Source organism: Actinomadura sp. 3N508 (assembly GCF_044326375.1).
GTDB lineage: Bacteria > Actinomycetota > Actinomycetes > Streptosporangiales > Streptosporangiaceae > Spirillospora.
Genome location: NZ_JBIRAX010000007.1, coordinates 387521 through 407942 on the forward strand (window position 1 = coordinate 387521; position 20422 = coordinate 407942).

Consider the following 20422-nt stretch of genomic DNA (forward strand, 5'->3'; position numbering starts at 1 on the left):
TCCCCGGGGTCAGGGCGTGGACGGTTCGACTTCGGCGAGCTCGATCTCATGGCCGTCGGGGTCGGCGACGTAGACGGTGTGTCCGTACGGGCCGGGACCCGGGCCGCGCACGATGCGGTGCCCGGCGGCGCGGGCGCGCTCGGCGATCCCGTCGACGTCGCGCGCGGAGAAGCACAGGTGCTGCAGCGTGCCGCCCGCGCCGGTGCCGCCCTCGGTGAGGCCGAGCCCCTGATGGGTGACGACGAGGCGGCGCCCGTCGCGGAAGTCCTCGCGCTTGCGGACGGTGAAGCCCAGCACGTTGGTGTAGAAGTCGACGGAGGCGTCCAGGTCGACCGCCTCCAGCAGCAGGTGGTGGACCTGGAGCGCGCGCGGCGTCGCGGCCCGCTCCAGCCAGGAGGCGACCTCGTCGCTGGTGGCGAGGACGCCGAGATACTGCGCCCACACGGCCTCGGCCGTGGCGGTCCACTCGGGCCGGACGGCGGCGATCCCGTCGGTGACGGCGACGACGTCGTAGTCGCGCAGGTACGCCTCGCGCAGCGTCGTCTCCACGCAGGCGTTGGCGGTCACGCCCGCCACGAAGAGGCCCTGGACGCCGAGCATGTCCAGCAGCGACTGGAGCCGGGTCTCGTAGAACGCGCCGAACCTGTGCTTGGTGACGACGTAGGTCGGGTCGTCGGCGAGGTCGGCCAGCTCGTCGATGAACGCGGCGTCCCAGGAGCCGGACACCGCCGACACGCGCTTGCGCTTGCTGGTGTGGGACGGCAGCACCTTGCGGGCCCGCGCGGCGTCGGCTTCGAGGTGGACCTGCTTCGTCCAGATCACCGGCAGCCCCGCCGCGCGGAACGCCTCCGCCAGCCGCCTGACCGGCTCGATCGTCGCCTGCGCGGGTTTGACGTCCACACCGGAGACGCCGAGCGTCCCCTCGTCGTGGACGAACGCGTTCTGCATGTCGATCAGGAGCAGCGCCGTGTTGTCGGGGATCAGCGCGTCGAGCACGTGCGCGCCGCTCATGCGTCGGTCCTGTCGGTGCCCAGGACGCCCGCGCGGGCCCAGTTCTCCTTCGGGTACTCCTGGATGGCCACGTGCAGCCCGTCCGGGCGCGCCCCCACGTGCTCGACCATCGCGTCGGTGATGGCCTTGGTCAGCGCGCGTTTCTGGTCGACGGTGCGCCCCTCCCACAGGTGCACGGTGACGAACGGCATCGGCGTTCTCCTTCTAAGTCTCGGGTTGCCGGAAGGTCGGGGTGGTTACCAGAGGGTCGGGCTGGAGTCGAAGTTCAGGTGCTTGGTCTCGGTGAATTCGGCGATCCCCTCGACGCCCTGCTGGCGGCCGAGGCCCGACTTCTTGAACCCGCCGACCTCGGCCTCGCCGTAGAAGTGGTGGTAGGTGTTGATCCACACGGTGCCCGCGCTGACCGCGCGGCCGACCCGCCAGGCGCGGTCGAGGTCGGTGGTCCAGATCCCGGCGGCGAGCCCGAACTCGGTGTCCTCGGCGAGCGTGATGGCCTCGTCCTCGTCGGCGAAGCCCTGGACGGTCAGCACCGGCCCGAAGATCTCCTCCTGGACGAGCCGCGAGTCGCGCGCCAGCCCGCCGACCAGCGTCGGCGCGACGAACGCGCCCTCGGGCAGGCCGCCGGGCAGTTCCGCGGAGGCGAGGATGTCGCCCTCCTTGCGGCCCAGCTCGATGTACTCGTTGACCTCGCGCTGCTGGCCGAGCGACACCACCGGGCCTATCTGGGTGGACGGGTCCAGCGGGTCGCCGAGCCGTAGCGCGCGCGTCCGCTCGGCGAGACGTCCGACGAACTCCTCCCGCACCGACTCCTCGACCAGCAACCGGCTGCCCGCCGTGCAGATCTGGCCGGTGGTGGTGAAGACGGCGTTGAGGGCCCCTTCGATGGCCTTGTCCATGCGGGCGTCGGCGAAGACGATGTTCGGCGACTTGCCGCCCAGCTCCAGCGAGACCTTGCGCAGGTCGTCGGCCGCGCGCTTCATCACGCCCACGCCCGTGCCGGTCTCGCCGGTGAACGCGATCATGTGGACGTCGGGGTGGCCGACGAGCGCGTCGCCGGTGACGCCGCCCGAGCCGACCGCGCAGCCGAGGATCCCGTCCGGCAGGTCGGGGTCGGCGGCGAGCGGCGCCAGCGCCTCGACGGTGACGGCCGGGGTGAGGCTGGCGGGCTTCACGACGCAGGCGTTCCCGGCGGCGAGGGCCGGGGCGAGGGCCCGCACCAGCAGCACGAGCGGCCAGTTCCAGGGCGTGATGATCCCGACGACGCCGATCGGCTCGCGCAGCACCACGCCGTGGGCGTGGTCGCCGAGCGCGATCGAGCGGCCGTAGAGGGTACGGGCCATGCCCGCGTAGAACTCGACCATCTCGGCCGAGCCGAGCACCTCGTTGCGGGCCTCGCCGATCGTCTTGCCCTGCTCGCGGGTGAGCAGGGTCGCGAGCCGGTCGACGTCGGCGCGCAGCGCTTCGGCGTAGCGGAACAGGACCCGGGCGCGGATCGCGCCGTCGTTGCGCCACCTGGCGGTGCGGAACGCGTCGCGGGCGCGCCCGACCAGCTCTTCGACGTCGGCGGGCGTGGACGTCGCCAGCACCGCGACCGTCTCGCCGGTCGTCGGGTCGGTGGTGACCAGTTCCGGGCCGCCGGCGCGGAAGAAGGAGTGGTCCGCGGCGGGGAGCCGAAGCGGGGTCCAGTCCGGGCGATGACGGGTTTCGGACATGGGCTGATCCCTTCCGGGCGGATTCAGGACCGTCCGTAACGGCTTTGTTAACGATGCCTTGAGGGGTTGCGAAGGAGTGGTTGCTGACCTAGACAATGCATATCACACATCAGGCCAGTGGTACATGTCATACCAGTCGCCGTGGAGACGTCCGATGTCTCCCGTGCCGCCGGCCGGAGAGAGGAAGCATGGCCTTCCCGCGTCCCAGCAAGCCGCCGCTGATCCCGACCACCCCGAGCCCGACCCCGACCCCGACCACCACTCCGAGACGACCGCCCGATCCGGCCCGCCGGAGGCTGACCGCCGCCGTGGCGGCGCTGATGCTCTTCGCGCCCATGGCCGCGAGCTGCGCCCGTGACGCGGCGGAGGGGTCCGGGCCGGTCACGATCCTCGCCAACTGGTTCCCCCAGGCCGAGCTGGGCGGCTACTTCCAGGCGGCCGAGCAGAAGCCCGGCAAGGGGGCGGAGGAACGCGCCATCAAGGTGCTGCCCGGCGGCCCCGGCATCCAGACGATCCCGCAGGTCGCCGCGGGCAAGGCCGTGTTCGGGGTGGCCACCGGCGCGGACGACCTGCTCGTCGCGCGCCGCGAGGGCCTGCCGATCGTGGCGGTGTTCGCGCCGTTCCGGGCCAACATCACCTGCCTGACCGCGCACGCGAGCGCGGGCGTGAAGGGCTTCGCCGACCTGGACGGACGCAAGGTCGCGCGGGTGCAGAGCCGCCCCTGGTGGGAGTACCTCAAGCGGCACTACAAGCTCGACCGCGTCCAGGAGATCAACTACACCGGCTCGCTGGCGGCCTTCAAGAAGGACAAGGGGCTCGTCCAGCAGTGCTACGTGACGTCCGAGCCGTTCTACCTCAAGCGCGACGGCGTCCCGGTCACCACGCTGTCGATCTCCGACCAGGGCGGCTACGCCGCCTACAGCAACGTGCTGTTCACCACCGAGCAGACCATCAAGCGCGACCCGGAGCTGGTCAAGTCGGTGGTGGCGCGCGTCGCGCGCGGCTGGGACGCGTTCCGCGCCGACCCGGCGGTCGGCAAGCAGGCGATCGTCGCCGCCAACAAGGACACCGACCCCGGCGTCGTCGACTTCGCCGCGCAGGTGATGCGGTCCGGGCGCTGGGTCTCCACCCCGCCCGGCGCCATGACCGAAACCCAGTGGCTGAAGATCCGCGACCAGGTCGCCGAGGCCGGGCTCGTGCCCGGCTCCACCGACGTCAAGGGGGCCTTCACGACCAAGTTCCTGCCGTCCCAGTGAACCGCCGGACGTGGCCGCCCCCGCGCGGGGCGGTCGCGTCCGATGTCCCACCCGTAACAGGAGATCAACTCCAGAAAGGCGGTGTACGGCTCATGGCCCATCAGGAGGCTTCCCCGCCCCCGGCCGCGGTGTCCGCAGCCGCACGGCTCCGCGTGCGCGCGGTGGCCAAGACCTTCCCGAACGGGACCGAGGCGCTCGCCCCGGTCGATCTCGACATGGCCGGCGGCGAGTTCGTGAGCCTGCTCGGCCCGTCCGGCTGCGGCAAGTCGACCCTGCTGCGCATCATCGCCGGGCTGACCGAGCCCAGCGCGGGAACGGTCGAACTCCCCGACGAGCACCGCCGGGCGTTCGTGTTCCAGGACCCCACGCTGCTGCCGTGGCGGACCGTGGAGCGCAACGCCCGGCTGCTGCTCGAACTTGAAGGCGTCCCGAAGGAGGAGCGGGTCGAGCGCGCCGCGGCGGCGCTGAAGATGGTCGGCCTCGCCGGCTTCGAGAAGTCCTACCCGCGCAACCTGTCCGGCGGCATGCGGATGCGGCTGTCGCTGGCCAGGGCGCTCGCGCTGCGCCCGAAGTTCTTCCTGATGGACGAGCCGTTCTCGGCGCTCGACGAGATCACCCGCGAGACCCTCCAGGACGAGCTGCTGAGCATCTGGGGCGCCGAGGGCTTCACCTCGGTGTTCGTCACCCACAACCTCTACGAGGCGATCTACCTCTCGCACCGGGTGGTCGTGATGTCGCCGCGCCCCGGCCGGATCGCGCGGATCTTCGAGATCCCCTTCGAGTACCCGCGGTCCCCCACCCTGCGCGAAACCCCGGAGTTCTCGGCGCTCGGCGCCGAGGTCGCCGCCTGTCTGAGGGAGGTCTCCCGTTGAACGGCAAGGGCTCGTCGATCGGTAAGGGCTCATCGAACGGAAAAGGCTCGTCGAGCGGCAGGCTGCTGCGCACCGCCGGCCCGCCGGCGCTGGTGTTCGTGCTGGTCATCGGCGGCTGGTGGCTGCTGTCGGCGACCGTGTACGGCTCCACCAACTACCTGCTGCCGCGCCCGAACGCGGTGTACCAGGCCGCCGTCGACAACGCCGAAACGCTGCTGTCCGGCCTGCGGATCACGTTCGTGGAGGCGGCGGCCGGGTTCCTGCTCGCGATCGTCGTCGGGATGTTCGGCGCGATCGTGATGAGCCTGGCCAAACCGCTGGAGCGCAGCTTCTACCCGTACGCGGTGCTGCTGCAGACCGTCCCGATCGTCGCGGTGGCGCCGGTGATCGTGCTGTGGTTCGGCTACAACCAGACATCGGTGATCGTGATCTCGTTCATGATCTCGGTGTTCCCGATCCTCAGCAACACGCTGCTCGGGCTGCTGTCGGCCGACCGCAACCACCTCGACCTGTTCCGGATGCACACGGCACCGCGCCGGGTGCAGTTCCTCAAGCTGCGGCTGCCGGGCGCCCTGCCGAACATCTTCGCCGGGCTGCGCGTCTCGGCCGGGCTGTCGGTGATCGGCGCGATCGTCGGCGAGTTCATCATCGGCTCCGGCGGCCAGGAGGGCGGCCTCGGCGTGAAGGTCATCTTCGCGCAGTCACGGCTGGCCACCGACCTGCTGTTCGCCGAGGTGCTGGCGGCGACGCTGCTGGGCTTCGCGTTCTTCTTCACCGTGTCCGTCCTCGGCAACCGGCTGCTGCGCTCCTGGCACGAGTCCGCCATGCGCGACGACACCTGAGCCGGACACCCGAGCCGGAGACCCGAGCCGACAACGAAAGGGACTCTCATGAAAAAGATCGGTATCAAGGCCGCCGCGGCGGTGATGCTGCTGGCCGCGTCCGCCGGATGCGCCGGGAAGGCCGCGGGCGGCGGGGCGACCAAGGACCCCGTCATCCTGACCAACTGGTTCGCGCAGGCGGAGCAGGGCGGGTACTGGCAGGCCGCCGTCGACCAGCCCGCCAAGGGCGCGGGCGTCACCATCAACGTCAAGCAGGGCGGGCCGGGCATCCAGACGATCCCGCAGGTCACCTCCGGGCAGGCGACGTTCGGTGTGGGCAACGCCGACGAGGTGCTCGTCGCGCGCAAGAACGGCCTGCCGATCGTGGCCGTCGCCGCGGGCTTCGACACCAACCTGCAGTGCATGATGTTCCACAAGCCCGCGGGCATCAAGAAGTTCGAGGACCTCAACGGCCACATGGTCGCCCGCACGCCCAGCCCCTACTGGGACTACCTCAAGCACCGGTTCAACCTGAACAAGGTCGAGGAGATCAACAACACCGGTTCGCTGGCCGACTACAAGCGGCAGCGGGGGTTCGTCCAGCAGTGCTTCGTCACGTCCGAGCCGCATGTGGCGCGCAAGGAGGGCGTGAAGGACTTCGCGATGCTCAGCGTCGCCAAGGACGGCGGCTACAACCCCTACGGCAACCTGCTCTACACCACCGAACGGGTGATCAAGGAGAACCCGGAGCTGGTGAAGCAGGTGGTCGCCGCGGTCGTCCAGGGCTGGAAGAACTTCACCGCCGATCCCGGCAAGGCGAAGGCGCTGATCCAGAAGACCAACCCGGACACCGACCCCACCACCTTCGACTTCGGCGCGAAGACCATCAAGGAGGGCGGCTACCTGGGCGCCAGCCCGGGGTCGATGACCGACGAGCGGTGGAAGACCCTGCGCGACCAGCTCGGGTCGGCGGGCGTCGTCCCGAAGGACTTCGACTACACCAAGGCGTTCACGACGCAGTACCTGCCCGCGGGTTGAGCCCCGGCGGCCCCGGCGGTCCGAGCACGGACGCCGGGGCCGCCGGAACCACCTCGCCTCAGAAGGCGCCCATGTTGGCGCCGCCGTTGACCAGCAGGGTCTGCCCGGTCACGATCCGCGCGGCCGGGCCGCACAGGTAGCAGATGGCCTGCGCGACGTCCTCGCTGGTGATCGGCTCGGTCAGGCACTGGCCGCCGACGACGTGGTCCCAGCCGTCCTGGCCGAGCGCCGCCAGGACGTCCGGGGTCTGGACGGCGCCGGGCGCGACCGCGTTCACCGGGATCCCGGCCGGCCCTAGCTCGCGGGCGAGCGCCCGCGTCATGCCCACGATCGCCGCCTTGGCGGTCACGTAGTGCAGGAAGTTCGCCATCCCGAACACGGCGGTGTCGGAGCTGAGGTTCACGATCCGCCCGCGCCGCGCCTCCCGCATCGGGGCCGCGACCGCCTTCGCGCACAGGAAGGCCGAACGGACGTTGCTCTCCACCACCCGGTCCCAGGTGTCCGCGCCGATCTCCCAGAACGGCACGCGGTCCACCCCGACGTGCAGCCCGGCGTTGTTGACCAGGACGTCGACGCGCCCGTACCTGGACAGCACCTCGCCGATCGCGCCGTCCACCTGGGCCTCGTCGCACAGGTCGGCGACGGCGCCGAACGCCGCCCCGGTCTCCTCGACCGCGGCGGCCGGGTCGGCGACGTCCAGCAGGGCCACGGTCGCGCCCAGCCCGGCGAGCCGCCGGGCCGTGCACCGGCCGAGCGCGCCCGCGCCGCCGGTGACCACCGCGACCTGTCCCGCGAATTCCGTCATGACATTCCCTTCTGATTGGAGAGCCCGCTGATGCATGCGATCGAGGCCCATGCCGACCCCGGTTACGACCCGTTCGCGGGCGCGATGCTGGACGACCCGTACGGGTTCTTCGCGCTCGCCCGCGAGACGGCCCCGGTGTTCCACTCCGCGCTGATCGACCACTGGGTGGTGAGCAGGCGGGAGGACATCCTGGCGATCTTCCTGGCGCCCGGCGCGTACTCGGCGGGCAACACGATCCAGCCGATCACCGAGCTGAGCGAGGGCGCGCGGCGCGTGCTGGCCGAGGGCGGCTGGGGGCTCGTGCCCGCCCTCGGGAACAAAGACCGGCCCGGTCACACCCGGTTCCGGCGGAACGTCGGCAAGGCGTTCACGCCGCGGCGGGTGGCGCGGCTCGAACCGTTCGTCGCGGCGAGCGCGGAGGCCGCCGTGGCGGGGCTCCGTCCCGGCGACGACCTCGTCGGCGCGTTCCTGGAGGATCTGCCGGCGCGGGTCATCCTGCACCTGCTCGGCATCCCCGAGGACGGCGTCGCGACCGTCCGGGAAGGGGCGCGCAACCGGGTGCGGTTCATCTGGGGCCGGCTCACCGCCGCCGAGCAGGAGGATCTCGCCGCCGCGATGGTGCGGTTCTGGGACTACCTGCGGGCGTTCGTCGACGACCGGCTGGCGGCGCCGCAGGACGACCTGACCAGCGCGCTCCTCGCGGTCCGCGACGGCGACGACGAGGTGTTCACGCTCGACGAGATCTGCAGCGTGCTGTTCGCGTTCCTCACCGCCGGGCACGAGACCACCTCCAGCCTGATCACGAACGGGGTGCGGCGGCTGCTGGAGCAGCCGGGGACCTGGCGGGCGCTGCACGCCGACCCGGACCTGATCGACGGCGCCGTGGAGGAGGTCCTGCGGTTCGACAGCTCGGTCGTCGCGTGGCGGCGGCGGGCGCTGCGCGACGTCACGGTCGGCGGCGTCACCGTCCCGGCCGGGGCGCAGCTCCTGCTCCTGCTCGGCGCCGCCAACCGCGACCCCGGGACGTTCGACGCCCCGGACGCGTTCGACATCCACCGCGAGAACGCCTCGGACCACCTCAGCTTCGGCCGCGGCATCCATTTCTGCCTGGGCGCGCCGCTGGCGCGGCTGGAGGCCCGGACGGTGCTGAAGGTCCTCACCCGGCGCCTTCCGGACGCGCGGCTGGTCGATCCGCAGCGGTTCGAGTTCGTCCCGAACATCGCCTTCCGCGCGCCCCAGCGGCTCCTCATCGAATGGTGACTACGAGCCCGGTCCCCACGCGAGCAGTTCGATCAGCCCGCCCCAGGGAGTGGTGATGAACGCGTTGGACATCCCGGGGGTCGGCCCTTCCGCGAACGTGACGGGCCGCCCCACGACGCCGACGCCAGGGACGGCGGCGAGCACGGCGAGCGTGCCGGGCAGGTCGTCCACCTCGATGCCGAGATGGGTGCCGCCCGGGAGATCCGCCCGTGGAGGCACCCCAGCCGCGTCCACCGACCACCACTGGATCAGCTCGACCCTGGCGCCGCCGATGTCGAGCATGGCCAGGGCGAACGCGGCGTCGTCCGGGGCGCCGAGCCGTCCGGCGCCGCCGTCGACGCGCGGCAGCCGGAACACCTCCCGGGCCGCGAAGTGCGCGGTGAAGAACGCGACGGCGGCGTCCAGGTCGGGCACGGACATGCCGACGTGGTCCAGGACCCTCCGGTCAGCCATCGCCGATCTCCAGGTCGGCGGCCCAGATCGGGCGGCTCTCCAGGACGTCCTTCACCGCGGTGAGGAACCGGGCGGCGTCGGCGCCGTCGACGAGGCGGTGGTCGTAGGTCAGGCACAGGTAGGCCATGTCGCGGATCTCGACGCGCTCGTCCGCCCCGGACCCGACGGCGACGGGACGGCGCTCGACCTTGCCGACCGCGAGGATCCCGGTCTCGGGCGCGTTGAGGATCGGGGTGTCCAGCAGGGAGCCGCGCGATCCGGTGTTGGTGATGGTGAACGTCCCGCCCTGCACGTCGGACGGCCGCAGCTTCCGGTCGCGGGCGCGCCCGGCGATGTCGGCGATGCCGCGCGCCAGGCCCGCGACGGTCAGCAGGTGGGCGTCCTTGACGTTGGGCACCATGAGCCCGGCGCCGGTGTCGACCGCGAAGCCGAGGTTGACGCGGCGGTGGTAGGCGGCGGTGCCCGCGTCCACGTCGATGGTGGCGTTCAGCATCCGGTGCTCGGGCAGCGCGCGGCAGACGGCCGCCGCGACCACCGCGAGCGGCGACAGCGAGACGCCGTGCACGGCGCGGAACCGCTCCCCGTGCGCGGCCCGCGCGGCCATCACCGGCCCGAAGTCCACCTCGACGGCACTCGTGAGCTGCGCGGACCCGGCGAGGCTCTGCTGCATCCGGGCGGCGATGACCTTCCGGACCCGGCTCAGCTTCTCGACGTCGACGTCCTCCACGTCCTCGCCCTGGATGGTCTCGGTCATCACGCCTCGATCCTGAAGAGCTCGTCGGTGCCGGTGACGTCCGACAGCAGGCGGCATCCGGCGTCCTCAACGGCGACCATGTCCTTGATCTGCATGCCGAAGCCATGTCCGCTGCGGTAGACGAGCGGCTCCATGCCGAGGACCATCCCGGCCCGCAGCGGCTCGTCGCCGTACGGGCCGAGGTAGGGGCGCTCGTGCAGGTTGACGCCGATGCCGTGCCCGACGAAGCCGATCGGCGGCATGCCGAGCTGCTCGAACTCGGCGAGGAACGTCGCGTACACGTCGCGGGCGATGGCACCGGGCTTGATCGACTCGCGGACGAGGTACTTGCACCGGACGAGGTTCCGGTAGATCCGCTCGGCCTCGGGCGGCGGGTCGCCCACCACGGCGGTGCGGCAGACGCCCGCCTGGTAGCCGTCCAGGACGGAGAAGATCTCGACGCGGCACACGTCGCCGGGCTTGAGGACGCGGTCGGTCGGGCCGACGTTCGGCAGCTGGCTGCGCTCCCCGGTGGCGACGATCATCAGCTTGAACTGCTGCGCGCCCTGCTCGTAGACGGAGCGGGTGAGGGCGGCGGCGATGTCCATCTCGGTGTCGCCCGCCCGCACGGCGCGCAGCGCGTCGCCGATGGCCCGGTCGGAGATGCGCGACAGCCGGGTCAGCAGCTCCCGCTCCCGGGCCGTCTTGATCTGCCGGGCGCGGGCGATCAGGTCGTCGGCGGCCCGCAGCGTGGTGCCGGGGAGCGCGCGGGAGAGGGCGCCGTGGTCGGTCACCGAGAGGTAGCCGAGCTCGATGCCGACCGTCCCGGCGGACAGGCCGAGGTCGCGGAGCAGCCCGGCGAGCGCGGCCATCGGGTCGCCGGTGAACTCGGCCCAGACCCGGACCTCCAGGTCGGGGCGGGCGGCCCGGACCGTCGACTCCTCCATGTCGACGCAGACCATCGCCTCGCGGCCGTCGGTGGTGACGACGTGCGCCGCGTGCCGCCAGCGCATGAGGGGCTGGGACGGGACGACGAACCCGGCGGCGTAGGCGACGTTCTCCGGGGACAGGCAGACGACGGCGTCCAGCCCCGCCTCCGCCGCGCGCGCCGCGAGCCCGCGGGCGATCTCATCGGACGCGGCCGAACCGGCCATGTGCACCCCTCCCTTGGGACAACTGGTATTACGACAGATATGATATGACTGATGTCTTCTACGTCAAGAGCGCACGTCAAGGAGCCCGAGGAGCCCCGATGACCAGATCCGACGCGGCGGCGGGACGCAGCACGCTGATCGAGCACCTGGATTTCGCGTTGACCGTGGACGCCGGTGACCGCGTCCTGCACGACGCCGCCCTGCTGCTGCGCGGCGACCGCATCGTGGACATCGGCCCCACCGAGGACGTCCTGGCCCGCCTCGGGGACGCGGCGGTCGACGAGCGCATCGACGGCCGCGGCCGGGGCGCCATCCCGGGCCTGATCGACACCCACGTCCACCTGTCGGAGACGCTGAGCCGGGCGGTCTTCCCGGACGTGCTGTCCACCCGCGCCTGGGTGTTCCACTGGGCCAAGCCCTTCTACGCGCACGTCGACGACCAGGACGAGGCGGTCAGCGTCCGGCTCGGCGCGACCGAGATGCTCCGCTCGGGCACCACCTGCTTCCTGGACATGGGCGCCCAGAACGACGCGGGCCTCACCGCCCGCGCCGCCGCCGAGATCGGCATCCGCGGGATCGTCGGGCGGCACGCCGCCGACCGCAAGCCCGCCGAGATCCCGCCCGGCTGGTCGCAGGAGATGGTCGACCACCACTTCTTCCCCGACCACAAGGTCGCCCTGGAGGCCCTGGAGGACTCGGTCCGGCGCTGGAACGGGCACGCCGGCGGCCGCATCCGCTGCTGGGTGAACATCGAGGGCAAGGAGCCGTGCAGCCTGGAGCTGCACGTCGGCGCCCGCGACCTGGCCGAACGGCTCGGGGTCGGGACGACGTACCACATCGCGTCCTCCATCGAGGAGTCGCGGGTGAGCGAGAAGAAGTACGGGCGGTGGCCGGTGACGCGGGTCGCCGAGGGCGGCGGGCTCGGGTCCAACCTCGTCCTCGCGCACGCGGTCGCGCTCACCGACGCGGAGGTCGCGCGGCTCGCCGAGCACGGCACGTCGGTGGCGTTCTGCCCGTCCACCTCGCTCAAGCTGGCCAAGGGCGCGACCGCCATCGGCAGGTACCCGGAGATGATCGAGGCCGGGGTCACGGTCGGCCTCGGCACGGACGGCGTCTCGGCGGCGGGCAACCTCAACCTGCACCGCCAGGTCCACCTGGTCGCCGGGCTGTTCAAGGACGCCCGGCTCGACCCGACGCTCGTCGGGGCGCGCAAGGCGCTGCGGATGGCGACCGTCGAGGGCGCCAAGGCGCTCGGCTGGGACGACGAGATCGGCTCCCTGGAGCCCGGCAAGCAGGCCGACCTCGTCCTGTTCGACCTCCACCACCACGAGTGGACGCCGTACTCCGACCCGCTCCAGGCCCTCGTGTGGTCGGCCAGCGCGGCGAGCATCGCCGAGACCTGGGTGGCCGGACGCCGCCTCTACGACGGCACCCGCGTCACCACCGTCGACGAGCCCGCGCTGCGCACCGAGGCCCGCGAGCGCGCCGCCTCGATCGTCCGGAAGGCCGGGCTGGACGCCGACGTCCCCGTCACCACCACGCTCTACGACTGATCCGGGAGAAACGAAGGAGGGGCACCCCGTCCGGGAACGGGGTGCCCCTCCTTCTCTCGTATGCCGAACCCTCCTATGCCGGCCGGCTATGCCGGGGCTCGGAAGCCGGCGATCCAGCGGCGGCCACGGTCGACGTGCTCCTCGGCGCGGCGTCCCGCCTCCGCGGGGTCACCGGCGAGGACGGCGTCCACGATCGCCTGGTGCTCGTCCGCCGACCGGGTCACCTGACCCGGCCGGGCCAGGGTGATCAGCCGCGACTCGGTGAGCAGCCCGTGCAGGTCGGTCAGCAGGACCGACAGCAGCCCGCCCGCCCCGGCCCGCGCCACCGAGACGTGGAACGCGACGTCCAGCTCGGCGAGGCGGTCGAAGTCGGGGCGGGGGACGGCGGCCGCGTCCAGGAAGGCCCGGTGCGCCTCGACCATCCGCTCGGCCTGCTCGGACGGGCCGTTCGCGGCGGCCTCCCGCGCGGCGAGCCGGTCGAGCGCGCCGCGCACGGCGAGCAGCTCGACCAGCTGGCCACGATGGAGTTCCAGGTAGCGGCCGAAGGCGTCCTCGTAGCGGGCGGCGGAGCCGTCGCGGACGAACGTCCCGCGCCCGTGCCGGACGCTGACCAGGCCCATCGCCTCCAGCCCGGCGATGGCCTCACGGACGCTGACCCGGCTGACCCCGAACACCTCGCACAGCTCCCGCTCGGACGGCAGCGCCGAGCCCGGCGCGAGCTCGCCCTGCCGGATGCCGCGCAGCAGCTGCTCCCGGATCTGCTGGGTGGCGCTCACCCACGCCCCGGCCTGGAAGCCGGGCACCACCGGAGTCTTCGGTGGCGGGGTCACGAACCCGCGACGAAGGAGTCGTAGTCGGCCCGGTCGCCCGCGATCACCATCACCGGGGCGCCGACCGCGACCTCGTCGCCGGGCGCGGCCAGCGCCTTGGCGAAGACGCCGTCCACCGGCGCCTCCAGCTCGACCTCGATCTTGTCGGTCTCGACCACGGCCAGCACCTGGCCCTCGGTCACCGCCTGGCCGGGCTCGATCTGCCATTCGGAGATGACGCCCTCCTCCATCGACAGCCCCCACTTGGGCATCGGGTAGGTCTCGGCCATCAGCCGTCTCCTTCCTTGGCGTGTTCCTTGTCGAGCAGCCGGCGGACGGACGCGGCGATCCGGTCCGGGCCGGGCAGCGTGTGGTTCTCCAGCACCGGCGCGTACGGGACGGGGGTGTTCAGCGCCCCCACCCGGACGATCGGCGCGCGCAGCAGCTCGTGGCACTCGTCCGCCGCCCAGGCCGCGATCTCCGCGCCGAACCCGCCCCGCGTCGGGGCCTCGTGCGCGATGACCAGCCGCCCGGTCTTGGCGATGGAGGCGCGCAGGCCCGCGCGGTCGAACGGGACGAGCGTGCGCGGGTCGAACACCTCGCAGGAGATGCCCTCGTCCGCCAGCGTCTCGGCGGCGGCGGACGCGTGCTCGCGCGTCTTGAGGTAGGACACGATCGTCACGTCGGTGCCCTCGCGGTGCACCTTGCCCGTCCCGAACGGGATCGGCTCGACCGCCACCACGTCCCCGGCCGGGCCGCCCCGGCCGCCGTACTGCTGCTTGTGCTCGAAGAAGATCACCGGGTCGGGGTCCCGGATCGCCTGCCTGAGCAGGCCCTTTGCGTCGTGCGGGGTGGACGGCGCCACGACCTTCAGCCCCGGCACGTTGACGAACCACGACTCCAGCGACTGCGAGTGCTGCGCGGCCGTCGACCCGGACGTGCCGGTGACCATCCGCACGACCATCGGCGCGGACAGCCGCCCGCCGGTCATGTAGTGCGTCTTGGCCGCCTGGTTGACGATCATGTCCATCGCCAGCGTGACGAAGTCGCCGAACATGATCTCGGCGATCGGGCGGGCGCCGACCAGCGCCGCACCGACCGCGGCGCCGACGATGGCCTCCTCGGAGATCGGGGTGTCCCAGAGCCGGTCGGCGCCGAACTGGTCCCACAGGCCCTTGGTGACGCCGAAGACGCCGCCGGGCTCGCCGACGTCCTCGCCGATGAGGAAGACGGACGGGTCGCGCTCCATCTCCTCGCCGATGGCCTGCCGGATCGCGTCCGCGTAGGTGAACTTGGTCATCGCAGGGCCGCCCCTCCGAGCGAGTCGACGTACACGTGGTCCAGGGCGTCCTCGGGCTGGGGATGCTCCTGCTCGGCGGCCCAGGCGATGGCCTCGTCCAGCCGCTTCTCGACGGCGTCGCGGACGGCCGTCACGTCCTCCTCGGGGAGCTTGGCCGCCAGGAGGTCGATCGGGTCGCGCGCCATCCAGTGCGCGACCTCGTCCTTGGGCCGGTAGCGGGCCATGTCGCCCTCGAAGTGGCCGCGGTGCCGGTAGGTCTTGGCCTCGATCAGCGTCGGGCCGTCCCCGGCGCGGGCGCGGGCGGCGGCCTCGGCGGTGGCGTCGCGGACGGCGTCCACGTCGTTGCCGTCCACGACGACGCCGGGCATGCCGTAGGAGGCGGCACGGTCGGCCACGTCGGTGATCACCTGGTGGCGGTCCTGCCGGGTGAACTCGCCGTAGAGGTTGTTCTCGCAGACGAACAGCACGGGCAGCTTCCACAGCGCGGCCAGGTTCAGCGACTCGTGGAAGGCGCCCTCGTTGGACGCGCCGTCCCCGAAGAAGGTGACCGCGAGCCCGTCCGAGCCGCGCCGCTTGAGCTGGAGCGCCGCGCCGGTGGCGAGCGGGATGCCACCGGCGACGATGCCGTTGGCGCCGAGGAAGCCCAGCTCCACGTCGATCATGTGCAGCGAGCCGCCCTTGCCGCGGTTGTAGCCGGCGGTGCGGCCGAACAGCTCGGCGTACATCCGGGCCGGGTCGGCGCCGCGGGCGAGCATGTGGCCGTGCCCGCGGTGGGTGGAGGTGAGCACGTCCCGCGGGCCGAGGGCCGCGCAGACGCCGGCCGCCACCGCCTCCTGGCCGATGTAGGGGTGCAGGAAGCCGGGGATGAGGCCCCCCGCCCGCTGCCGCGCCGCCTTCTCCTCGAATCTGCGGATGAGGATCATGCGTTCGAGGAGGTCGAGGGCCCCCTCCCGGGTCGCTTGCGTCATGGCGTCCTTCCATCGAGCCGTCGAGACAACTGGTAATACATGTTATGACTGATATGAACTGGTTGTCACGGGGGTCAGCCGGCGGAGAAGCCGCCGTCCGCCATGACCGCCGCACCGAGCACGAACGACGACTCGTCCGAGAGCAGGAACGAGACCACGGCAGCGATCTCCGCCGGGTCCGCGTAGCGGCCGATCGGGTGCCCCTCCTTGAAGTGGTCGGGGCCGGTCCGCGCCGCGTCGATCGCCGCCAGCATCGGCGTCTCCACCCCGCCGGGGCAGACGCAGTTGGCGCGGATCCCGCGGTCCGCGTACTCGACCGCGACCGAGCGGGTGAGCTGGAGCACCGCGCCCTTGGCGGCCGCGTAGGCGGACAGGCCCGGCGCCGCGCGGACCGACGCCGTCGAGCCGAACGTCACGATGCGCCCGCCGCCCTGCGCCAGCATCCCGGGCAGGACGGACTTCATCGCGAGGAAGGTGCCGACGGCGCTCACGTCCAGGACGGTGCGGAACGTGGCGAGGTCGAGCTCGTGCGTCGGGGCGGACGCCTGGATGCCCGCCATCGCGACCAGGCCGTCCAGGCCGCCGAGTTCATCCGTCGCGAGGGCGGTCGCCCGTGCCATGTCCGCCTCGTCGGTGACGTCGGCGGCGATCGCGCACGCCAGGCCGCCGGGGTCCGGCTCCTTGAGGTCGACGCCCGCCACCCTGGCCCCCTCGTCGGCCAGCCGGCGCACCACCGCCCGCCCGATGGCGCCGCCCGCCCCCGTGACCAGGATCCTCGTGCCGCTCAGACCGCGCATTACTTGCCTCCGCACATCAGTCCAGTTACTGTCAACATGTCATACATCTTGCCAGTAGGGCCAGGGATGATCGACCACGTGCTTCTGGAACGGGCCACCGTCCGCGCGGGCGGGACGACCGACGTCCTGATCGCCGGCGGCCGCGTCGCCGCGCTCGGCACCGCCGCCGCCACCGACCCCCGCGCGGCCGGCGCCGAGCGGCTCGACCTGGCCGGATACCTGCTGCTCCCGGCCGCCGCCGAGCCGCACGCCCACCTCGACAAGGCGCTGCTGGCCCGCCGCGCGCCCAACCCGCGCGGCGACCTCGACGGTGCCGTCACCGCGATCCGCGCGGCCTACGCGACGATGGACGAGGCCGACCTCCGCTCCCGCGCCACCGAGGCCCTGCTGACCGCGCTGTCGCACGGATACACGGCCGTCCGATCACACGCCGACGTAGGCGAGGGCATCGGCACGCGATCCGTGCGCGTCCTGACCGGCCTGCGCGAGCGCGCCGCCGCCCTGCTCGACCTCCAGGTGGTGGCGCTGGCCGCCACGCCGGTCGCCGGAGCGGCCGGCCGCCACAACCGGCGCTTCCTCGCCGAGGCCATCGAGCTGGGCGCCGACGTGGTCGGCGGCGCCCCCGCGCTCGACCCGAACCCGCAGGCGGCGCTCCGCACCCTGGTCGCGGCGGCCGACGAGGCCGGGCTGCCCCTCGACCTGCACCTCGACGAGACCACCGACCCGGACATGCTCACCCTGCGCACGTTCGCCGCCGAGGTCGCCCGGCGGGGCCTCCACGGGCGCGCCACCGCATCGCACTGCGTCAGCCTCGGCCAGCAGGACCCGCAGACCTGCCGCGAGGTCAGCCGCGCGCTGGCCGACGCGGGCATCGCCGTGGTGACGCTCCCCCAGACCAACCTCTACCTGCAAGGCCGCGACGACCCCACCCGCACACCGCGCGGGCTGACCGCCGTCGCGGAGCTGCGCGAGGCCGGGGTCACCGTCGCGGGCGGCGGGGACAACTGGCGCGACCCGTTCAACCCGCTCGGCCGCATCGACCCGTTCGAGACGGCGTCGCTGCTGGTCGCCGCCGCACACCTGCCCGTCGCGGACGCGTGGGACACGGTCACCGCGCACGCCCGCACCGCCCTCGGGCTCCCGCCCTCCGTCCTCGTCCCCGGCAGCCCCGCCGACCTCCTCGCGATCCGCGCGGCGGACCTGGACGAGGCCGTCGCCGCAGCGAGCGCGGACCGGATCGTCCTGCGCGGCGGCAGGGTCGTGGCCCGCACGCGCGTCACCCGCGACATCGTCCCCGCACTTGAGGAGCCGCTCGCATGACCGGACGCAAGCTGCTGCGCATCGAAGCGCGCAACGCCGAGGTCCCGATCGAGCGCAAGCCGGAGTGGCTGCGCGTCCGCGCCCGCACGGGCCCGCAGTACCGGGAACTGGCCGGGCTGGTGAAGTCCGAAAGGCTGCACACCGTGTGCCAGGAGGCCGGCTGCCCCAACATCCACGAGTGCTGGGAGGACCGTGAGGCCACGTTCCTGATCGGTGGTGATCAGTGCACCCGGCGGTGTGACTTCTGCCAGATCGACACCGGCAAACCCGCCGCCCTGGACCGCGACGAGCCGCGCCGCGTCGCCGAGTCGGTGGCGACGATGGGCCTGCGCTACGCCACCATCACCGGTGTCGCCCGCGACGACCTGGACGACGGCGGGGCGTGGCTGTACGCCGAGACCGTCCGGCAGATCCACGCCGCGATCCCCGGCTGCGGTGTCGAGCTGCTGATTCCCGACTTCAACGCCGTCCCCGACCAGCTCGCCGAGGTGTTCTCCTCCCGCCCCGAGGTGCTGGCGCACAACGTGGAGACCGTCCCGCGGATCTTCAAGCGGATCCGCCCCGGCTTCCGCTACGACCGCTCCCTGCGGGTCATCACCGCCGCGCGCGAGGACGGCCTGGTCACCAAGTCGAACCTGATCCTGGGCATGGGCGAGACCCGCCAGGAGATCTCCCAGGCCCTGCGCGACCTGCACACCGCCGGCTGTGAACTGATCACCATCACCCAGTACCTGCGCCCCAGCGCCCGCCACCACCCGGTAGAGCGCTGGGTCAAGCCCGAGGAATTCGTCGAGCTGTCGGCCGAGGCCGAGGAGATCGGCTTCGCGGGCGTGATGTCGGGCCCGCTCGTCCGTTCCAGCTACCGCGCCGGACGCCTCTACAAGCAGGCACTGGAGAACAGGGCCTACCGGCGGCCCGAAGGCGGCGGCTCGGACGCCTCCGTCGAGCTGTAAAGCACCTCGCGGGCCTGCTCGGCGGCACGGACGAGGCTCTCGCTGACGAAGTCGAGGAAGCGGGCGGCGTTCTCCAGGCGCGCGGCGGCCGGGGTACCGGGGCGGAGGGCCGCGACGCCCTGGCGCGCGGCCTCCGCGAACTCGTCGTTGGTGCGGGCGCTGCGGATCACCGACTGGTACCACAGGTCGTCGTCGACGACGTAGCGGTCGCGCCGGCGTTCGTCCCGCTCGCGCCGGACGAGCTCCAGGCTCTCCAGGACCGTGATCGCCTTGGAGATGGACGCCGGGCTCACCTGCAGCCGCCGCGCGAGTTCGAACGCGGTGAGGCTGCCCGAATCGGTGGTGTAGAGGCAGGCCAGCACCCGGGCCATCATCTTGGGCAGGCCCCCGGCCATGAGGACGGTGGTGAGCGTCTCGGCGAACTCGCGCACGGCCTCGGCGTCGCGCCCGTAGGGCTGCGGCTCCGCCTCCACGCCGCGGGGCGCGGCCTGCCGCCGCCGGTGGGCGCGCTGCTCGGTGGCGCGATGGGCCAGGTCGGCGCGGTACCCGGCCGGGCCGCCGTTGCGCATCACCTCGCGCGTGACCGTCGAGGTCGGACGGTCGAGGCGGCGCGCGATCTCGGCGTAGGGCAGGTTGTCGGCCAGCCCCAGCGCGATCTGCCGGCGGTCCTGCTGGGTGAGCCTGCCTCCGGGCATCGCGATCTCCTTGCTGATCCTTCACGGCGGTGGTCCGACCCCTCCACCCTAGCGTTCACCTCCACTCCATTGCAATGATCGAGCAACCATCATTGCGTTAATCGCGAGGCTAGTTGCAACGATATCTAGGCTATAACCTGCATAGTTGCTCTACCAGCGCAACGCAAATGTTGCAGCAATCCAGAAAGCAACGTAGCGTTTCCAGTGCTGGAAACGAAGAGTGCAAAGGAGAGCACGATGCAGAAGTTCGACACCCCCGCCCCGATCACCGCCGTCATCGACATCCCCGCCGGACGCGTCGAGATCATCGCCGCCGACCGGGCCGACACCGCGGTCGAGGTGCTGCCCGCGAACGCCGCCAAGGGACGCGACGCGAAGGCGGCGGAGCAGACGACAGTCGGCTTCGGCGACGGCGTCCTGCGGATCCAGGCGCCGGCCGGGAACCAGGTCTTCGGCCCATCCGGGGGCGTCGCGGTGACGGTCAAGCTGCCCGCCGGTTCCCGGGTCGAGGCGACGACGTCCGGCGCCGAGCTCCGGACCGTCGGCCGCCTCGGCGACCTCGCCTTCACCGGCGCCTACCGCCACATCAAGATCGACGAAGCCGCCGGCGTCCGGCTCACCGCGATGGACGGCGACGTCGAGATCGGCCGCCTGACCGGCCCCGCGGACATCGGCACCCAGCGCGGCGACATCCGGATCGCCGAGGCCACGGGCGGCACGGTCGTCCTCAGCACCCAGGCGGGCGACATCACGGTCGGCGCCGCCGCCGGGGTCTCGGCCGCCCTGGACGCCGGCACCGCCTCCGGACGCGTCGACAACGCCCTCAAGAACGACGGCGCCGCCGAGCTCGAGATCCGCGCCACCACCTCCCGCGGCGACATCACCGCCCGCAGCCTCTGAGCCCGCAGCCCC

General features: G+C 72.4%; 21 protein-coding genes and 1 pseudogene. 9 read left to right on the forward strand and 13 right to left on the reverse strand.

Annotated features, from left to right (window positions below; genetic code table 11):
* Positions 1-9: 9 nt before the first annotated feature.
* From ACH34S_RS26125 to ACH34S_RS26135, 3 genes and pseudogenes are all read right to left on the reverse strand, one after another.
* Positions 10-1011 (reverse strand): isochorismatase family protein, encoded by a 1002-nt coding sequence (locus tag ACH34S_RS26125; RefSeq protein ID WP_395955430.1) that lies wholly within the window; start codon positions 1009-1011, stop codon positions 10-12.
* Positions 1008-1205: pseudogene (locus ACH34S_RS26130) on the reverse strand (2-hydroxymuconate tautomerase); the annotation flags it as partial. The gene ACH34S_RS26125 and the pseudogene ACH34S_RS26130, both read right to left, overlap by 4 nt.
* A gap of 42 nt (positions 1206-1247) precedes the next feature.
* Positions 1248-2723, reverse strand: coding sequence for an aldehyde dehydrogenase family protein (locus ACH34S_RS26135; RefSeq protein ID WP_395955431.1), 1476 nt, complete (start codon positions 2721-2723; stop codon positions 1248-1250).
* Between the two features lie 188 nt (positions 2724-2911).
* Between ACH34S_RS26135 and ACH34S_RS26140 the strand changes: the two genes are divergently transcribed.
* The 4 genes from ACH34S_RS26140 (at position 2912) to ACH34S_RS26155 (ending at position 6710) form a co-directional block, all read left to right on the forward strand.
* Positions 2912-3979 carry an ABC transporter substrate-binding protein gene (locus ACH34S_RS26140; protein ID WP_395955432.1) on the forward strand — a complete coding sequence of 356 codons (1068 nt, stop codon included), beginning with the start codon at positions 2912-2914 and terminating at the stop codon, positions 3977-3979.
* 92 nt (positions 3980-4071) lie between these two features.
* Positions 4072-4851: an ABC transporter ATP-binding protein gene (locus ACH34S_RS26145; RefSeq protein ID WP_395955433.1), complete on the forward strand. Its 780-nt coding sequence runs from the start codon at positions 4072-4074 to the stop codon at positions 4849-4851.
* Complete coding sequence (locus ACH34S_RS26150; RefSeq protein WP_395955434.1) at positions 4848-5693, forward strand: ABC transporter permease; 846 nt, start codon at positions 4848-4850, stop codon at positions 5691-5693. The genes ACH34S_RS26145 and ACH34S_RS26150 overlap by 4 nt, the downstream gene beginning before the upstream one ends.
* 48 nt (positions 5694-5741) lie before the next feature.
* Positions 5742-6710, forward strand: a complete 969-nt coding sequence (locus tag ACH34S_RS26155) for an ABC transporter substrate-binding protein (RefSeq protein WP_395955435.1) — start codon at positions 5742-5744, stop codon at positions 6708-6710.
* 58 nt (positions 6711-6768) lie between these two features.
* Here ACH34S_RS26155 and ACH34S_RS26160 read toward each other — a convergent pair whose 3' ends face one another.
* Positions 6769-7515: an SDR family NAD(P)-dependent oxidoreductase gene (locus tag ACH34S_RS26160; protein WP_395955436.1), complete on the reverse strand. Its 747-nt coding sequence runs from the start codon at positions 7513-7515 to the stop codon at positions 6769-6771.
* A 30-nt stretch (positions 7516-7545) separates the two neighbouring features.
* On the opposite strand from ACH34S_RS26160, the gene ACH34S_RS26165 reads away from it, so the two are divergent.
* The gene (locus ACH34S_RS26165; protein WP_395955437.1) at positions 7546-8775 is read left to right on the forward strand and encodes a cytochrome P450; all 1230 of its coding nucleotides are present in this window, start codon (positions 7546-7548) and stop codon (positions 8773-8775) included.
* On the opposite strand, the gene ACH34S_RS26170 is transcribed toward ACH34S_RS26165, so the two are convergent.
* From ACH34S_RS26170 to ACH34S_RS26180, 3 genes are read right to left on the reverse strand one after another with little or no spacing between them, the layout of a single operon-like run.
* On the reverse strand, positions 8776-9228 hold the full coding sequence (locus ACH34S_RS26170) for a VOC family protein (protein ID WP_395955438.1): 453 nt from the start codon (positions 9226-9228) through the stop codon (positions 8776-8778).
* Complete coding sequence (locus ACH34S_RS26175; protein WP_395955439.1) at positions 9221-9982, reverse strand: 2-oxo acid dehydrogenase subunit E2; 762 nt, start codon at positions 9980-9982, stop codon at positions 9221-9223. Before ACH34S_RS26175 ends, ACH34S_RS26170 begins: the two co-directional genes overlap by 8 nt.
* On the reverse strand, positions 9982-11115 hold the full coding sequence (locus tag ACH34S_RS26180) for a M24 family metallopeptidase (protein WP_395955440.1): 1134 nt from the start codon (positions 11113-11115) through the stop codon (positions 9982-9984). Before ACH34S_RS26180 ends, ACH34S_RS26175 begins: the two co-directional genes overlap by 1 nt.
* 98 nt (positions 11116-11213) lie before the next feature.
* On the opposite strand from ACH34S_RS26180, the gene ACH34S_RS26185 reads away from it, so the two are divergent.
* The gene (locus ACH34S_RS26185; RefSeq protein ID WP_395955441.1) at positions 11214-12668 is read left to right on the forward strand and encodes an amidohydrolase family protein; all 1455 of its coding nucleotides are present in this window, start codon (positions 11214-11216) and stop codon (positions 12666-12668) included.
* A gap of 86 nt (positions 12669-12754) precedes the next feature.
* Here ACH34S_RS26185 and ACH34S_RS26190 read toward each other — a convergent pair whose 3' ends face one another.
* The 5 genes from ACH34S_RS26190 to ACH34S_RS26210 all read right to left on the reverse strand — a co-directional run bounded on the left by ACH34S_RS26190 (position 12755) and on the right by ACH34S_RS26210 (position 16542).
* Positions 12755-13471 carry a FadR/GntR family transcriptional regulator gene (locus ACH34S_RS26190; RefSeq protein ID WP_395955442.1) on the reverse strand — a complete coding sequence of 239 codons (717 nt, stop codon included), beginning with the start codon at positions 13469-13471 and terminating at the stop codon, positions 12755-12757.
* Between the two features lie 23 nt (positions 13472-13494).
* Positions 13495-13767, reverse strand: a complete 273-nt coding sequence (locus ACH34S_RS26195) for a biotin/lipoyl-containing protein (protein ID WP_395955443.1) — start codon at positions 13765-13767, stop codon at positions 13495-13497.
* The gene (locus tag ACH34S_RS26200; RefSeq protein WP_395955444.1) at positions 13767-14777 is read right to left on the reverse strand and encodes an alpha-ketoacid dehydrogenase subunit beta; all 1011 of its coding nucleotides are present in this window, start codon (positions 14775-14777) and stop codon (positions 13767-13769) included. Before ACH34S_RS26200 ends, ACH34S_RS26195 begins: the two co-directional genes overlap by 1 nt.
* Positions 14774-15745 (reverse strand): thiamine pyrophosphate-dependent dehydrogenase E1 component subunit alpha, encoded by a 972-nt coding sequence (locus tag ACH34S_RS26205; protein ID WP_395955445.1) that lies wholly within the window; start codon positions 15743-15745, stop codon positions 14774-14776. Before ACH34S_RS26205 ends, ACH34S_RS26200 begins: the two co-directional genes overlap by 4 nt.
* 74 nt (positions 15746-15819) lie before the next feature.
* Complete coding sequence (locus tag ACH34S_RS26210; RefSeq protein WP_395955446.1) at positions 15820-16542, reverse strand: SDR family NAD(P)-dependent oxidoreductase; 723 nt, start codon at positions 16540-16542, stop codon at positions 15820-15822.
* Positions 16543-16620: 78 nt separating this feature from the next.
* Here ACH34S_RS26210 and ACH34S_RS26215 point away from each other — a divergent pair, with 78 nt between their 5' ends.
* Together ACH34S_RS26215 and lipA are read left to right on the forward strand one after the other, a co-directional pair.
* A complete protein-coding gene (locus tag ACH34S_RS26215) occupies positions 16621-17862 on the forward strand; it encodes an amidohydrolase family protein (protein ID WP_395955447.1) in 1242 nt (413 codons plus the stop codon).
* Entirely contained in the window at positions 17859-18815 is a 957-nt protein-coding gene (lipA, locus tag ACH34S_RS26220) for a lipoyl synthase (protein ID WP_395955448.1), read from the forward strand. The genes ACH34S_RS26215 and lipA overlap by 4 nt, the downstream gene beginning before the upstream one ends.
* Here lipA and ACH34S_RS26225 read toward each other — a convergent pair.
* A complete protein-coding gene (locus ACH34S_RS26225) occupies positions 18767-19510 on the reverse strand; it encodes a helix-turn-helix domain-containing protein (RefSeq protein WP_395955449.1) in 744 nt (247 codons plus the stop codon). The two genes, lipA and ACH34S_RS26225, sit on opposite strands and share 49 nt — an antisense overlap.
* A gap of 237 nt (positions 19511-19747) precedes the next feature.
* Here ACH34S_RS26225 and ACH34S_RS26230 point away from each other — a divergent pair, with 237 nt between their 5' ends.
* Positions 19748-20410: a DUF4097 family beta strand repeat-containing protein gene (locus ACH34S_RS26230; protein WP_395955450.1), complete on the forward strand. Its 663-nt coding sequence runs from the start codon at positions 19748-19750 to the stop codon at positions 20408-20410.
* Positions 20411-20422: the final 12 nt, after the last annotated feature.

Bases quoted from the DNA above. Each gene is read 5' to 3' on its own strand.
- ACH34S_RS26165 (WP_395955437.1), top strand. From the start codon at position 7,546: ATGCATGCGATCGAGGCCCATGCCGACCCCGGTTACGACCCGTTCGCG.
- ACH34S_RS26225 (WP_395955449.1), bottom strand. From the start codon at position 19,510: ATGCCCGGAGGCAGGCTCACCCAGCAGGACCGCCGGCAGATCGCGCTG.
- ACH34S_RS26140 (WP_395955432.1), top strand. From the start codon at position 2,912: ATGGCCTTCCCGCGTCCCAGCAAGCCGCCGCTGATCCCGACCACCCCG.
- lipA (WP_395955448.1), top strand. From the start codon at position 17,859: ATGACCGGACGCAAGCTGCTGCGCATCGAAGCGCGCAACGCCGAGGTC.
- ACH34S_RS26185 (WP_395955441.1), top strand. From the start codon at position 11,214: ATGACCAGATCCGACGCGGCGGCGGGACGCAGCACGCTGATCGAGCAC.
- ACH34S_RS26170 (WP_395955438.1), bottom strand. From the start codon at position 9,228: ATGGCTGACCGGAGGGTCCTGGACCACGTCGGCATGTCCGTGCCCGAC.
- ACH34S_RS26145 (WP_395955433.1), top strand. From the start codon at position 4,072: ATGGCCCATCAGGAGGCTTCCCCGCCCCCGGCCGCGGTGTCCGCAGCC.
- ACH34S_RS26175 (WP_395955439.1), bottom strand. From the start codon at position 9,982: ATGACCGAGACCATCCAGGGCGAGGACGTGGAGGACGTCGACGTCGAG.
- ACH34S_RS26205 (WP_395955445.1), bottom strand. From the start codon at position 15,745: ATGACGCAAGCGACCCGGGAGGGGGCCCTCGACCTCCTCGAACGCATG.
- ACH34S_RS26195 (WP_395955443.1), bottom strand. From the start codon at position 13,767: ATGGCCGAGACCTACCCGATGCCCAAGTGGGGGCTGTCGATGGAGGAG.
- ACH34S_RS26160 (WP_395955436.1), bottom strand. From the start codon at position 7,515: ATGACGGAATTCGCGGGACAGGTCGCGGTGGTCACCGGCGGCGCGGGC.
- ACH34S_RS26155 (WP_395955435.1), top strand. From the start codon at position 5,742: ATGAAAAAGATCGGTATCAAGGCCGCCGCGGCGGTGATGCTGCTGGCC.
- ACH34S_RS26125 (WP_395955430.1), bottom strand. From the start codon at position 1,011: ATGAGCGGCGCGCACGTGCTCGACGCGCTGATCCCCGACAACACGGCG.
- ACH34S_RS26210 (WP_395955446.1), bottom strand. From the start codon at position 16,542: ATGCGCGGTCTGAGCGGCACGAGGATCCTGGTCACGGGGGCGGGCGGC.
- ACH34S_RS26135 (WP_395955431.1), bottom strand. From the start codon at position 2,723: ATGTCCGAAACCCGTCATCGCCCGGACTGGACCCCGCTTCGGCTCCCC.
- ACH34S_RS26200 (WP_395955444.1), bottom strand. From the start codon at position 14,777: ATGACCAAGTTCACCTACGCGGACGCGATCCGGCAGGCCATCGGCGAG.
- ACH34S_RS26230 (WP_395955450.1), top strand. From the start codon at position 19,748: ATGCAGAAGTTCGACACCCCCGCCCCGATCACCGCCGTCATCGACATC.
- ACH34S_RS26180 (WP_395955440.1), bottom strand. From the start codon at position 11,115: ATGGCCGGTTCGGCCGCGTCCGATGAGATCGCCCGCGGGCTCGCGGCG.